The 13711-nt window shown below is 37.9% G+C and carries 14 protein-coding genes; 7 read left to right on the top strand and 7 right to left on the bottom strand.

The window, feature by feature from the left end; genetic code table 11:
* The first annotated feature begins 434 nt into the window (after window positions 1–434).
* From NC799_RS12170 to NC799_RS12160, 3 genes are all read left to right on the top strand, one after another.
* Window positions 435–1565 carry a hypothetical protein gene (locus NC799_RS12170; protein ID WP_272446717.1) on the top strand — a complete coding sequence of 377 codons (1131 nt, stop codon included), beginning with the start codon at window positions 435–437 and terminating at the stop codon, window positions 1563–1565.
* A 138-nt stretch (window positions 1566–1703) separates the two neighbouring features.
* Entirely contained in the window at window positions 1704–2090 is a 387-nt protein-coding gene (locus NC799_RS12165) for a hypothetical protein (RefSeq protein WP_272446716.1), read from the top strand.
* Between the two features lie 593 nt (window positions 2091–2683).
* A complete protein-coding gene (locus tag NC799_RS12160) occupies window positions 2684–3562 on the top strand; it encodes a radical SAM/SPASM domain-containing protein (protein WP_272446715.1) in 879 nt (292 codons plus the stop codon).
* 95 nt (window positions 3563–3657) lie between these two features.
* Here the strand turns inward: NC799_RS12160 and NC799_RS12155 are convergent, their stop codons facing one another.
* From NC799_RS12155 to NC799_RS12145, 3 genes are all read right to left on the bottom strand, one after another.
* Window positions 3658–3837 carry an SE1832 family protein gene (locus tag NC799_RS12155; protein WP_272446714.1) on the bottom strand — a complete coding sequence of 60 codons (180 nt, stop codon included), beginning with the start codon at window positions 3835–3837 and terminating at the stop codon, window positions 3658–3660.
* A 648-nt stretch (window positions 3838–4485) separates the two neighbouring features.
* Window positions 4486–4782, bottom strand: coding sequence for a spore coat protein (locus NC799_RS12150; protein ID WP_272446713.1), 297 nt, complete (start codon window positions 4780–4782; stop codon window positions 4486–4488).
* On the bottom strand, window positions 4779–4982 hold the full coding sequence (locus NC799_RS12145) for a hypothetical protein (protein WP_272446712.1): 204 nt from the start codon (window positions 4980–4982) through the stop codon (window positions 4779–4781). Before NC799_RS12145 ends, NC799_RS12150 begins: the two co-directional genes overlap by 4 nt.
* A gap of 155 nt (window positions 4983–5137) precedes the next feature.
* Here NC799_RS12145 and NC799_RS12140 point away from each other — a divergent pair, with 155 nt between their 5' ends.
* Genes NC799_RS12140 through NC799_RS12130 form a run of 3 tightly spaced genes read left to right on the top strand, consistent with a single transcriptional unit; the run spans window position 5138 to window position 6877 of the window.
* Complete coding sequence (locus tag NC799_RS12140; protein WP_272446711.1) at window positions 5138–5344, top strand: spore coat protein; 207 nt, start codon at window positions 5138–5140, stop codon at window positions 5342–5344.
* Between the two features lie 15 nt (window positions 5345–5359).
* Entirely contained in the window at window positions 5360–5725 is a 366-nt protein-coding gene (locus NC799_RS12135) for a spore coat protein (RefSeq protein WP_272446710.1), read from the top strand.
* Between the two features lie 15 nt (window positions 5726–5740).
* A complete protein-coding gene (locus tag NC799_RS12130) occupies window positions 5741–6877 on the top strand; it encodes a zinc-dependent alcohol dehydrogenase (RefSeq protein ID WP_272446709.1) in 1137 nt (378 codons plus the stop codon).
* 145 nt (window positions 6878–7022) lie between these two features.
* On the opposite strand, the gene NC799_RS12125 is transcribed toward NC799_RS12130, so the two are convergent.
* From NC799_RS12125 to NC799_RS12115, 3 genes are all read right to left on the bottom strand, one after another.
* Window positions 7023–8225 carry a DUF4317 domain-containing protein gene (locus NC799_RS12125; RefSeq protein ID WP_272446708.1) on the bottom strand — a complete coding sequence of 401 codons (1203 nt, stop codon included), beginning with the start codon at window positions 8223–8225 and terminating at the stop codon, window positions 7023–7025.
* A gap of 72 nt (window positions 8226–8297) precedes the next feature.
* The gene (locus tag NC799_RS12120; protein ID WP_272446707.1) at window positions 8298–9023 is read right to left on the bottom strand and encodes a DUF2161 domain-containing phosphodiesterase; all 726 of its coding nucleotides are present in this window, start codon (window positions 9021–9023) and stop codon (window positions 8298–8300) included.
* A 370-nt stretch (window positions 9024–9393) separates the two neighbouring features.
* Window positions 9394–9516: a YjcZ family sporulation protein gene (locus tag NC799_RS12115; RefSeq protein WP_272446706.1), complete on the bottom strand. Its 123-nt coding sequence runs from the start codon at window positions 9514–9516 to the stop codon at window positions 9394–9396.
* A gap of 370 nt (window positions 9517–9886) precedes the next feature.
* Here NC799_RS12115 and secY point away from each other — a divergent pair, with 370 nt between their 5' ends.
* Window positions 9887–11191, top strand: a complete 1305-nt coding sequence (secY, locus tag NC799_RS12110; RefSeq protein WP_272446705.1) for a preprotein translocase subunit SecY — start codon at window positions 9887–9889, stop codon at window positions 11189–11191.
* 200 nt (window positions 11192–11391) lie between these two features.
* Here the strand turns inward: secY and pulA are convergent, their stop codons facing one another.
* Complete coding sequence (gene pulA / locus NC799_RS12105) at window positions 11392–13491, bottom strand: type I pullulanase (RefSeq protein ID WP_272446704.1); 2100 nt, start codon at window positions 13489–13491, stop codon at window positions 11392–11394.
* Window positions 13492–13711 lie beyond the last annotated feature (220 nt).

Raw genomic sequence — 13711 nt, 5'->3', positions numbered from 1 at the left:
AATCCAACGGATATCTTCTGAGGTAAGGTTTCGTCCTTGTATTTTCATGGGTTAAGTATACAAAAAAATTCCCACTGAGTCCAGTGGGAATTTTAGAAATATATTGGGTACCTGAATAGTTACAAAAGAAGGAAATTTAAATTTAACAGAGAATTTAATAATTGTATTATATTTCCAAAAAGAAAAGAGGGATGCAATGGAGGGATTACAGTAACATTTTATCGGTAAAAAGTTGTTACAGTTGGTAAAATTTAAAAGGAGTGTGTATTCTATGATTAAAAAATTCTTATTTTTATTTTCAATATCTTTTGCTTTAATGTTTTTTTCAAATGATGTTTTCGCTAATAATTCATCGGAAATTGATTTTGACATAAATATAACAGAACGGTCTAAATCTAGTATTCAATTTCAATGGACAAAACATGGTGTAAAGTATGAGGTTTACCAGGATAATAAACTCATCTATAAAGGAAAAAAATAATTTTAAAGCGACCGATTTAGACTCAGGTCGTATTTATAATTTTGATTTTTTAGCGTTTGATAAAGATGGGAATAAAATTAACACAACTAGAGTAAAAACAGCCACAGTTAAAGAAAAACTTCAACCTTCCAAAGATAATGATAACAATGCGCTGAAGGAACGTTCTAACAACCCACTTGAATCAAATATAGTTACAACTGAAGTTAATGAAAATAAAGTAGAAATAGATTGGGATGAAATTGAAGGTGTTGATGAGTATGAAGTTTATAGGGATGGTGACTTGTTAAAAACCGTTAAAAATAGTAAATTTATTGATAATGATATTAAACCAAACACAAATTACCTTTACCAAATAAAGGGTAAATTACCCATTGATGAAGAAAGAAAAAAGGAAATAAAAAATACTATTAAAGAACATAATATTAAAGATATTAATGAAGAAGCACTATTCTTTGACAAAGTAATAATAACTAAAGAGGTCACACCTGTAGAAAAAGAAAAAAATGATTCTAGGGTTTCTATCGCTTCAGCTAATAGTTGGTCACTACGGTATATGACTTTTATTCCTGATCAATATGTTCCAAACCCATGGGATGATTGGAGGGATGCTAAATACAAATATTTCGGAGGAGATAATAGAGGATTTGTTGGTGCTTATGCATCTAGTTACAGAACTAAGGCTGATATTGACATTTCTTTTTCTAATGGAGGGTCTGTAACTTTAGATAAGAATGTGGGAACAACATATGGATATGATGAAAATTATGATTTAATTGGGAGTGATACTGCATCTTCTTCAGGAATAAAATTAGCAAGAAAAGAAATAACATCTAGTGCTATATCTTTTACACTAACTCACTCAGTAGGTAATCCACTTACCACTGCACCTAATATTGACTATGAAGTAAGTGGAGATTATTATAGCAATGGTAACTATAGTTTACTAGGTAATCATGACCAAGCACCTAATCATGAAATGTATCAAACAAGTCCTTCTTCAGAAACATTGCATATTGATACTATGGAAAGTTTTAATTATTTGTTTCCTAGTTATCCAAATACTTATTGGAATGCGTCCAATTAAAAAACTAGATTCCTATAACACTTAATCATTTCAGAACCCGTTTATTCACGGGTTCTGATTTAATTAAATAATCATATAAAATAGCAACAAATTAACATATATTATTATAAATCATACAATAAAGTTGAGGGGAAAGCATTGAAGAAATTTATAATATCCGCCTTTATTTCATCTATTTTGTTTAGTTTCATATTGTCATCCATTGGATATGTAAGATCTTCCGAAGATTCTCAGACACATTTGGGGTTTTCTTTATTTTTAATGATTTCTCTACCAGCTTATGTAATAGGAGGAATCCCGATAGCATTAATTGTAAGAGAATATATATCAAACAAATTTATGCAATTAATAGTTTTTTTATTATCAGGTTTTTTAGTAGGAGGATTAACAGCTATTTCCATGTCAGCAGAGAAATTCTTTTTAGAGGAAACACTTACTCTAGGGTATTATGGAGCTTTCGCTAGTATAATTTATTTCCTTGTACTTCAGGTAACTTATAAAATTACTAAGAACAAAGGTAAATAGTTTAACAGTGATTAATCCCCTAACTCCTTTACAGGAGTTTTCTTTTTGTTTTATTTAGTTTTATTAATCCATTTATATATTTTCATTTGTCATGGTACTTATACTTTGTCAAACATCCGATTGATAATTTGAAAACATAAATCAGATAAAAGAGATTTCCACACGATAATCCGAATACCCATAATTTCTGAAGCCAAACATCTATTGATCAAACGTTTGATCAAAAACGTGTGAAGCATTGGTAGTAACCGTTTTGTGGTAATGAATAATAAAAACTTGAATTACTGGGTAAAAGATAAATGTGACTCGAATGACTAGTGTTTACTAAAGATCAATACAAGTCATTACTTGAATAATTGTCTCCTTTTAGATTCTATCAATTATGACAAAATTTTGAAAGTAATCGATCAGTTTGTCGTTTAAACAATTATTTCCTCGGAAATAATCGGTGGGGAAATGGTTATTATGTCGAAATAGACCTGTATACTTGTGGGAAGTGGAAATAAAAGCATTATTCCCATATGTCTAAAAATATGCTCTAATAGGAGAAATGTTTCATTGTTTTTAATTGAGATAGAAATGAGGAATTCCCCTTGAAAAAGTTCAAGAAATTTTACTTAGAAATAACGAGTATTTGTAATCTTGCGTGTAGCTTCTGCCCACCAACTATACGGGAGAAACAATTTATATCGGTTGAGGATTTTGCCAAACGATTAGATCAAATCAAACCTTATACCGATTATATTAATCTCCATGTAAAAGGTGAACCGCTCTTGCACCCTAAAATCGATCAGTTGTTGGACGTTAGTTATCAAAAAGGCTTCCAGGTGAACATAACAACGAATGGAACATTAATTAATAAGAGGAAACACCAGCTAATCGATAAGCCAGCCCTTCGTCAAATTAATTTTTCTTTGCATAGTTTTGATGGGCATGAGGGTTCAGTTGATAAGGAAGGCTATGTAAAAAACATTTTAGCATTTGTCCGTGAAGCAACTGTTGGGTCTAATTTGATTGTTTCCTTTCGGCTTTGGAATCTTTCCGAAGACAATTTAACAAACGAGCAAAAGCAACGAAATCGGGAAATTTTAGCAATGATTGAATCAGAATATAATTTGCCATTTAAGATTGCGGAAAGGGTTACGCCTGGAAGTGGTCTAAAAGTTGCGGAACGAATCTATATCAATCAGGATTATCAGTTTCAATGGCCGTCCTTGCAAGAAGAAGAGGACGATGGCAAAGGATTTTGCTACGGACTTAGAACCCAAGCTGGAATTCTTTCGAATGGAACGGTTGTGCCTTGTTGTCTTGATGGTGAAGGGGTAATCAACCTAGGTAACATTAATCAATCCTCTTTTTCTGATATCATAGAAGGTGACCGGGCGAGAAACCTTGTCGATGGATTTTCACAGCGAGTAGCTGTTGAAGAATTGTGCCGAAAGTGTGGTTACCGAAAACGATTTGGTACATAGAATTGGTCTATAAGAAAAGGTCTTAAGCAGAAAATCCTTGTGGCAAAGAACTCCACATTGATTTTCTGCTTACCAAGGCGCGACTTGCGCTTTTCTTATTTTAAATTGGCTAATTGTTTATTTAGGTTAGATAATTCTTCTTCTAAGGTGGCTAGTTGCTTTTCGGCATTTGTTGTATTACCCCCGACGGAATTGAGTTTTTCGAGATCGGATTGGAATCTTATATAATCTGATTTAACTTCATTGATCTTGTTTTCAATTTCTTTTCTATCCACAGGTTCCACTCCTTGGTTAAAGCTATTTTCGAGAAATTTGTTGCTTTAAAATGCATAATCCTAGATACGTTGCTCCATTCGGACAGGGAAAGCCCAAATCGAGTCACATAAGTCCGAATACGTGCTTCATTCGGACAGGGAAAGCCCAAATCGAGTCACATAAGTCCGAATACGTGCTTCATTCGGACAGGGAGAGCCCAAATCGGGTCACATAAGTCCGAATACGTGCTCCATTCGGACAGAGAAAGCCCAAATTGGGTCACATAAGTCCGGATACGTGCTCCATTCGGACAGAGAAAGCCCAAATTGGGTCACATAAGTCCGAATACGTGCTCCATTCGGACAGAAAAGGCCCAAATCGGGTCACATAAGTCCGAATACGTGCTCCATTCGGACATGGAAAGCCCAAATCGAGTCACATAAGTCCGAATACGTGCTTCATTCGGACAGGGAGAGCCCAAATCGGGTCACATAAGTCCGAATACTCCGAATTACCGCAGCGCAGCACAAGCCTCAGCGCCTATATTTTTCTTTATTGTCTAGCTCCGGGCGCGCCTAGCCCCTCGGGGTCATAAGTCAATCCCTTCTGTGGCAAAGACCGCCACGTCAGGTCTTGTCTTATCTAGCAAGGCGCGACTTGCGCTTTGCTTATTTAGCTAGTTTTAGTGCTGCTTTTGTGGCTTTTGAGTCAACTTTAAGCTGTTCGTCTAGATCACTTGGGTGGTAGTAGTCTTTTTCCATCATATAGTGACTAATTTTTTCGTGTGCTTCGATCGCATAATTTAATTGTTCACGGAGGGCATCACGAACCTCCGGTGTAACAGATTCCGTAAGTGCAAACGTTAAATTGCGGACAGCTGCTTTTGTAGAAATTAAAAAATCAGTGGCAATGACTTGGTCTGTCATTCCGGCAATTCCAGCTGCTTTTTGAATTATATTTGTCATGATACTACATCCCTCTCCTTTAGTAATTGGTTGAGATTCTCGACGTGGTGCTTCCCTTCTTTCACATCTCTTTCAAGAATATCTTTTAATTCCTCACAACCAACCAACCCATGCATAGTAGCTGCCTTTGTTAAGCATAAATTTTTAAAGGTTAAAATTTCATGTAATTCGACACGTTCGTGCAGTGCTAATTTGTCCACTTTTCCTGACTCCTCCTAGCTTGATTAGTTACCAATAGATTGTGTAAAACAATAATTATTATCCAACATAAGGGCTTTTCTAAAGGGATTTTTTTGAATATCATGTTTGTTTGGAGACAGACTATCTTTAGTCTAATAATGAAGGAGGTTATTTTGTGGGGAAAGAGGACTTAGCAATTCATGAAACTATGGATATCCATGAACTATTGAACATGAAAACAGTTGGTCTACTTAAGTCAAAGCTAATGCAAGGAGTTGTTTTTGATCAAGATTTACGAGCACTTTTGCAAAAAAACGTGGACATGACGGTAATGGATATTAAGCAATTACAACGCTTGTATCCCTATTCGAAAACAGAGTAACCTGAGGTGAAAATTATGAATGATTACTTAGACCCACTAAATGCGGTTGGGATGCCTGAACAAGTTGACTCGGCGATTGCAGTAGATTTATTAATCACTATTAAAGAATCGGTTCGTAACTGTTCTGTTGCGTTAACAGAGTCAGCAAGCCCGGAAGTGAGAACAACGATTCGGAATCAAATGGAAGCAGCCATTGATTTTCAAACAGAAATTGTAGAATTAATGATCGATAAAAAGTGGTTCTATCCATATGATGTGAGTGAACAACAAACGATTGATTTAAAAGCAGCGCAAACAGCAGTCGATATCGCTGGTTTGAAGCTCTTTCCCGATAACAACAACAGGAAAGGGTTATTTCCGACACCGCCTAAGGCAACATAAATGGAGGAGATAGAAATGAAAGCAGTCACGTTTCAGGGTATTAAAGAAGTCGTTGTCAAAGAAGTGGAAGCACCAAAGATTCAAAAAGCGGATGATGTAATTGTTAAACTAACGAGTACAGCAATATGTGGTTCTGACCTACATCTGATCCATGGAATGATTCCAAACCTCCAAGATGATTATATTATTGGGCATGAACCAATGGGGATTGTTGAAGAAGTTGGTCCAGAAGTATCAAAAGTAAAGAAAGGGGACAGGGTTGTTGTCCCTTTTAATGTTAGTTGCGGAGAATGTTGGTTTTGTAAAAATGAATTAGAAAGTCAGTGTGACAATTCTAATGACAATGGCGAGATTGGCGCATACTTTGGCTATTCTGGTACTACGGGTGGTTATCCAGGGGGACAGGCTGAGTATATGCGTGTGCCTTATGGTAATTTTACTCCGTATAAAATTCCAGAGAATAGTGAAGTAGACGATGATAATTTAGTATTGTTATCTGATGCTGGTTCAACTGCATACTGGAGTGTCGAAAACTCTGGTATGAAAGCGGGGGATACAGTTATTATCCTTGGTTGCGGCCCAATTGGTTTACTTGCACAAAAGTTTGCATGGTTAAAAGGTGCAAAACGAGTAATCGCTGTTGATTATGTTGGCTACCGTCTTGAACACGCAAAACGAACGAACAATGTTGAAGTAGTAAATTTTGAGGATTATGAAAATGTTGGTTCCTACCTGCATAATATAACTAAAGGTGGAGCAGATGTTGTGCTTGACTGTGTTGGCATGGATGGGAAAATGACAGATTTAGAGTTTCTTGCATCTGGTTTAAAACTTCAAGGTGGTTCGATGGGGGCGTTAGTCATTGCGAGCCAAGCAGTTAGAAAAGGTGGAACAATTCAAGTGACCGGTGTGTACGGGGCACGTTATAATGCTTTTCCGTTCGGTGATATATTTGAACGGAATGTTAATATTCGGACAGGCCAAGCGCCAGTCATTCACCTCATGCCGCACATCCACGACTTAATCCAGACTGGAAAAGTTGACCTTAGTGACATTATTACACACCCGTTACCACTAGATGAAGCAAAGTATGGTTATGAAATTTTTGATACCAAAATGGAAAATTGTATTAAAGTTGTATTGAAGCCATAGATGATCGAAAATGACCGGTTAGAAGCAGTTAAAAAGGGAATAAAAACAGGGTGTTCGGTACAAACATGTTGGACCGAACACCCTGTTTTTTAAAAAAGAAAAGAAGAGCTGTCTAGCTTCGGGCGCCCTGCGCTTTTCTTGAAAATTATTCTTCACCCTTGTCTGTCGGACTGCTTGCTTCTTTATGTGCAAATACTTCTGGAATCATTTTAAAACCTTCAATAATCGTATCTTCTTCAAGCTCGATCATTAAATATCGCTTACCCGCAAGATGGACTTGCTTGACGTATTTTAAATCCTGTGGGCTCACAGAGATCTTAGCTAGTTTTGTATCAATTTTAATGGATTTGGAGTTGTATTTAGGTAGCACACTGCTTGCTTTCAGTTCATAGTTTTCATCATCAATGATTTTTTGAAAAGCAGTCGTTACCTTTTCTGTATTTACATCTTCTACACCACTCATCTTTAAGACCCGTTCCACGTCTTTGTGATCCATTTTCGGCGGCTCTTCGTCGTCATGGTCCTCGATAAAACGGTTAATTTCTTCATAAACACTTGCTAGGGTAGATGTATTTAATTTGTCTTCTGTTACGTCTCGCACGATTTCCTCAAACACTGCTTTATCATCCTTAGCGGTCATAGTCTCTTCTGCATTTAGCACTTCCAAAATAAAGGTATCATCAGGCTCATATGCTCTTGGTGCTGCATAGAGTACATGGTTTACATCAGCAGCATTATCTGAGAAGCATGGGAATAGAAAGCCGCCAACTGGTTGATTTAAATTAATGATTGGGTTGACGACAACGTTATACTTGAACTCTCTTTCGACATAGTCAAATTGGAGTTCCTTTTTTGGATCCTGTGTTTTATTAATCGTACAAAGAATAAAGTTATGGGAATAAACCGTATCACGCGCACTTTCTTCCGATTCTTCACTCTTCTGTCGCATCGGTTTAAAATATTCTGCTTTAATAAAAGTAACAACGAGGTCCATCTCATATTCTTTGTCCTTCAACATCTTCTCAACGATTTGCTGCATTTTTTCGCGGAAATCTTCATCACTACCAAGTAATCCTTGGTGCAGGATGAGCTGACTACTATTCTCCACTTCACGTTGAAACTTAAGCTCAAATAGCTTCTCATCAAGTCGGCCAGAGAGAACCTTTTTGAAATTACCCATAAATAATTCCTGTTGGTCTTCATCTAGCATATCAAACGGTTGACTTTCATAATGATAGACTTCACTTGATTCCTTCATAATATAAAAATTAAAAATCTCTCGAATCTTCATTAAATCATTATCAACTTTAAACTGTTTGCGAATATCCGCAACATCCTTCTTATTCACTATGTATACACTCCTTAGGCCAATGCATTGTCTTCTATCATCTTGCTCCAAAAAGTTACGGATACCATCTTTTCACTCTCGAGTTTCGGTCTTCCTATAATACTCGAGTAGTTCAGGGTATGCGTTCATCTCTAATTTACCTTTGTCGCTAAGTACATAGATTCCTCTTTTTACTCGGACAAACCATCCGTAATAATTTTTATTAAGAATCGATTGTGTCTTTTTTCCTGTACCCATTCGGATTAACTGCTTAGGTGATAGTTCCCCGTGCTGTTCGAGATAACAAGCAATTTGGACACAGTTTTCCCGGTAAGCCGTCATTATCTGTTGTCGATTCGAACCACCTGTATTGTAGTCAGCACTCCTACCGTCAATTTCCTTTATAATCGCCTGTCTCAAATATTTAGCTTTTCCCCTACTTACGGGGCGCTGGAATGGAGTTGGCTCTAAGATGATTTCCACTCGTTTACGCTCTCCTAGAAAAGATACAAGAATAAGACCAAGCTCTAAGCGCTGAACGAGGTGACAGATATCACGCCACTTTTTCGAACGTGGCTTGAACTTTTTCGGTTTAGGGATGGCAATATAGACATGCTCGGACAGTCGCTGCCTTTTGGTCGCTTGGATAAGTAAGTCGACACTTAAGTTTAATTTTAATTCGACAATAATAAGAAGGTCATCTTTGATAACTGCAACATCACAGTCCTTGACTTCTCCATATACGTCGTAACCCTTCCGTTTAAAATACTTTTGAATGGGCTCATACAAATCTGCTTCTTTCAGTTTAGCTTGTTCCAACTCTAGCACCGTCCAGTTTTATAGAAAGATAAGAAAGTATAAAAAAATATAAGAGCTGTCTAGGTTCAGCTGCCTAGCCCGCCTGAGGTCATAAGTAAATCCCTTCTGTGGCAAAGAGCGCCACGTCAGGTCTTGTCTTATGCCAGCCTTAGTCTGACCAAGGCGCGACTTGCGCTTTTCTTAGAAATACTAGATTTTATTTTACCATAGATGAAGAATTTTGGTGGATTTGATGATATAAGAGGAAAGGAAAACATAGGGTTGTTTCGTGTAAGCGATAATTGTTTGGGCATAATAGAGAGGTCGATAATCTGTTTCAACTAAACAAAGAAAAAGCACCACCATTGCTGGTGATGCTTTCTGCTTCATTTTAGTAACCGTATCCTTGCCCCATTGGATAGTTATTACCAACAATAACTAGTAATACGAATAGGACTACTAATAGGATAAAGCCATTTTGGCCGCCTTGTGGAAAGCCTCCTGCTAATGACATATCTTATCCCTCCTTTTTGGTTACTGGTATATCCTATGTCGGGAATACTTGAGTGCAAAGGCTACAGCCCATTTTTTTGAAAAAATGGGCACATGTCTATTATCATTATCAACGGAAGAGCTAAGCATAAATCGGCTAAGATATGAGGGGAGTAAAACAATGAAGAATAGACATATTATTTTAGCAGAACTACCTACGGGAACACCGACTAGTAAGACTTTTCAGATTATCGAAAAAGAGGTGCCAGAATTAGGAACTAGTTTTTTTTACATATTATAAATTTTAAATACTATTACCTTTCAATTTATGCTATTCTATTCATGTTAGCGTTTTCAGGTAGACAACTAATGATAAGAAAGTAGTGATCTTTATGTTTCGTACAATCTCCAATTTTGTGCGCGTGAGAGACATTAGGCAAAAAATTGTATTCACCTTGTTAATGTTAATCGTCTTTAGATTAGGTACGTTTATTCCAGTACCGTTTTCTAACCGAGAAGCAATTAATTTTATGAATGAACAAAGTGTATTTGGTTTCTTAAACACATTTGGCGGTGGTGCATTAAAGAACTTCTCTATCTTTGCGATGGGAATTATGCCATACATCACTGCTTCTATTATTATGCAGCTATTGCAGATGGATGTTGTGCCCAAGTTTACCGAATGGAAAAAGCAAGGGGAAGTGGGTCGTAAAAAGCTTGCCCAAATCACGCGTTATGGAACGATTGTGTTAGCCTTCATTCAAGGTGCTGCCATGTCTGTCGGCTTTAATGCGATGACAGGCGGACAATTGATTGAGGACCCAGGCTTTGGAAAGTTCTTCGTAATTGCAGTTGTATTGACAAGTGGTACAGCATTTCTTATGTGGCTTGGGGAACAAATTACTTCAAATGGAGTAGGAAATGGTATTTCTATTCTAATCTTTGGTGGAATTGTTGCTGCAATACCAAATGGTGTTAACCAATTGTTTGAACAATATTTCGGTGGTAATGTAGGCGATACATTGTTCATAAACATTGTTATTGTAGCTTTAATCATTTTGGTTGTTCTTGCAGTTGTTGTTGGAGTTATCTTTATTCAACAAGCACTGCGGAAAATACCAATTCAATATGCAAAAAAAATACAAAACAGAAGTCCGGTTGGTGGTCATTCGACACACCTACCATTAAAGGTAAATGCTGCAGGGGTTATCCCAGTAATCTTTGCCATATCCTTTATTGTTGCCCCTAGAACAGTTGCAGGCTTTTTTGAAGGAAATCGGTTCGCTGAAGTGATCACCTACGTGTTTGATTATACACAGCCAATCGGGATGGCGATTTATGTAGCATTAATTATTGCCTTCACTTATTTCTACACATTTGTTCAAGTAAATCCTGAACAGATGGCTGAAAACTTGCAAAAACAAGGTGGGTATATACCGGGTATTCGTCCAGGTAAAAACACTGAAACATATTTAACACGTGTGATGTACCGGTTGACTTTTGTAGGGTCCTTATTCCTTGCGGCGATTTCAGTACTCCCGTTAATATTGGGTAGTGCGGCTAATCTACCACAAGCTGTAAGAATCGGGGGAACTAGTTTACTCATTGTTGTTGGGGTAGCCTTACAAACAATGAAACAACTAGAAAGCCAACTTGTGAAGAGACATTACAAAGGGTTTATTAAGAAAACTGGTTAACAGAAGAATAATAGTTTCTAGGACAAGTTTACAAACTATTACCGATAAAAAGACCCCTCGCTGATCAGTTAACTGATCGAAGGGGTCTTTTGCAGTTCTTGGCTACATTCACTCGGAACGCCTCCGGTTATCGCAATATTGGGTGGCGCTCGGTCTTCATTCACAAAAGAAAAGGGAAAGTTGACCTGCCCCGATAATCTCTACAGTCGCCTTTTTATGAAAATCGCTAACTCGTAACTCGCGAGTTGGGTGTTTGGTTCTAGTAAACAACTTACTGGAGAAATGCCGCCGCTACAGTTGCTAATAAGCTTTTCCCATAAACCTAATGCAGGCATATCAACGTTTACCACATCTTTTGTTGGATTTACCAATGCAACGAGATCTTCATCGTCCCCGGCCAACATGAAGCCTAGTACAGGCGCTGGAGTCATGATCATGTGTAAGCGGTGTTCGATTTCTACCGTACTATCCAGTCGAAATAACTTAAATTGCTTCCGAAGCTGGATTAACTTACGAACCCACTGAACGGAGGTATCCGCTTGCCCACGTCTTTCCCAGTCTAGCTGATTAATTGCATCGCCAGAAAGGTAACTATTTTCGTCCCCTTGTTTTGTCCGGTAAAATTCTTGCCCTGCGTGGATAAACGGTATGCCTTGGCTAATCAGCGTAAGTCCTGTTGCAAGCTCGTGCATTCGCTTTCTTTCTTGTTCAGTCGCTTCTGGATTGGTTAGGAGTAGACGATCCCAAAGTGTATGGTTGTCATGGCACTCCACATAATTTACTGACTGGACCGGGTCAGTATACATAACGTCCCCGAACCTTGCTTGTGATGATCCTGCGACAAGCTGTGCCATTCGTTCGAAATAATGGCCGTTTCCATTGACATATCCTAAGCTTTTCGCATCAAATAAATTCCCCTTTAACCTATCGCGAAATTGATCATTAAAAAAACTAATTCCCGGTAATTGGTGCGACTGCGAAATAGTAGACTTTCGTTCGCTTGGTAGAGGAGTAGCAAGCTCCCAGCCTTCTCCTAGTAATAAGATCGGTCGTTTTTCATGTGCTACTCTACTTTTGATTTTTTGCATCGTTTCGGTGTCGATAATTCCCATTAAATCAAAGCGGAATCCGTCAATTTGATATTCTGTTAGCCAGTAATCAACACAATCTAAGATGAATTTTTGAACCATAATTCGTTCGGTTGCCAGATCATTTCCCGTTCCTGTTGCATTACTCATTTCCCCGTTTGAATGATAGCGGAAATAGTAGCCAGGGACTAATTTTTCAAACACAGAGGTTTCGTATTGGTAAACATGGTTGAACACAACATCGAGTATTACCGATAGCCCTTCTTCATGTAGTGCTTGAATCATTTGCTTACATTCCTTAATCCGTGCAATCGAATCGTTAGCATCGCTCGCGTAACTGCCTTCTGGTGTGAAGAAAAATAATGGATCATATCCCCAGTTATAACCAGTGTCAGGATTTAATTCGTCAACGCGAGCAAAGTCTTGCAATGGCAATAACTGGACATGGGTACAGCCTAGCTCACGAATATAAGATAAACCAGTTGAGTAGCCTGCAAGTGATGTGGTATCTCGTTCGGTTAAACCAAGATATTTTCCACGGTGGGTAACGCCGCTATGCGAGGAGCTCGTCGCGTCCCGAACATGTAGCTCATAAATAATTGCATCTGCTCGTTTCACATGTGGGTAGGTAACAGACAGAAAGCCTGATGGGTTTGTTTGGCTAAGTTCTAATACAACGCCTTCTGCACTGTTAGCTGTTAATCCTTTCGCATAAGGATCATTAAGTTTGTGCTCTTCGCCATTTACAGTTACTAAATAATAATAACGAAAGAGGTGGCAATCGCTTTCAATCGTCGTTTCCCATACACCATTATCGTTTCGTGACATCAGGTATTGCTTGTTTTGTAAGACGAGTATAAGCTTTGTTGCAGTTGGGGCCCATATGGTGAAGGTCGTTTTAGCTTTTGTATACGATGCCCCGAGTGTGACAGTGCTTGCATCAAATTTCTGTTCAAACCAATCGGTGCGTACGACACCCCTAGGGTAAACTGGTGCGTGCCACTCATTCCAAGTTAACGTAATCGCTTGGTTCATAGGTAGTATTTCTTTTAGGATAATTGTCGCTGTTGTATCGTTCCATGTGACGGTATCTACGGTAAATGGTTGGTCGTCTGATTTTATAATCGGAGGGGTTAGTGGTTTTTGTTCAAGCTCAGATGCGCTAAAAGTAATCGTAGATTTGTCATCTATCCATCCACAATAGTTGTTCATCCATTCATCCTCATTTCCCACGAGAAAAGCTCAAGGCGCGGCTTGGGCTAAACATCTCTGATTTTTTTATCTTGTAAAGAAATTTAAAAATGTTTTTAAATTTTTCACAGCTTTTACCTGAAAATAGTGTTATAATTCAATTCATTAGAGAGACTCACGAGAAATTGCTTGTGATGAGAAACTTTTGTCCTCTCTTTTTATTTTTTTATCTTTAATTGTC

This window comes from Aquibacillus salsiterrae (assembly GCF_028416595.1).
In the GTDB taxonomy this organism is placed as follows: domain Bacteria; phylum Bacillota; class Bacilli; order Bacillales; family Amphibacillaceae; genus Aquibacillus_A; species Aquibacillus_A salsiterrae.
This window is presented reverse-complemented; position numbering and strand designations above follow the sequence as displayed.

What these genes read in the sequence shown, in the direction of transcription:
- NC799_RS12150 (WP_272446713.1), bottom strand. Translation starts at nt 4,782, where the DNA reads ATGACAAATATAATTCAAAAAGCAGCTGGAATTGCCGGAATGACAGAC.
- NC799_RS12115 (WP_272446706.1), bottom strand. Translation starts at nt 9,516, where the DNA reads ATGTCATTAGCAGGAGGCTTTCCACAAGGCGGCCAAAATGGCTTTATC.
- pulA (WP_272446704.1), bottom strand. Translation starts at nt 13,491, where the DNA reads ATGAACAACTATTGTGGATGGATAGATGACAAATCTACGATTACTTTT.
- secY (WP_272446705.1), top strand. Translation starts at nt 9,887, where the DNA reads ATGTTTCGTACAATCTCCAATTTTGTGCGCGTGAGAGACATTAGGCAA.
- NC799_RS12130 (WP_272446709.1), top strand. Translation starts at nt 5,741, where the DNA reads ATGAAAGCAGTCACGTTTCAGGGTATTAAAGAAGTCGTTGTCAAAGAA.
- NC799_RS12170 (WP_272446717.1), top strand. Translation starts at nt 435, where the DNA reads ATGAGGTTTACCAGGATAATAAACTCATCTATAAAGGAAAAAAATAAT.
- NC799_RS12135 (WP_272446710.1), top strand. Translation starts at nt 5,360, where the DNA reads ATGAATGATTACTTAGACCCACTAAATGCGGTTGGGATGCCTGAACAA.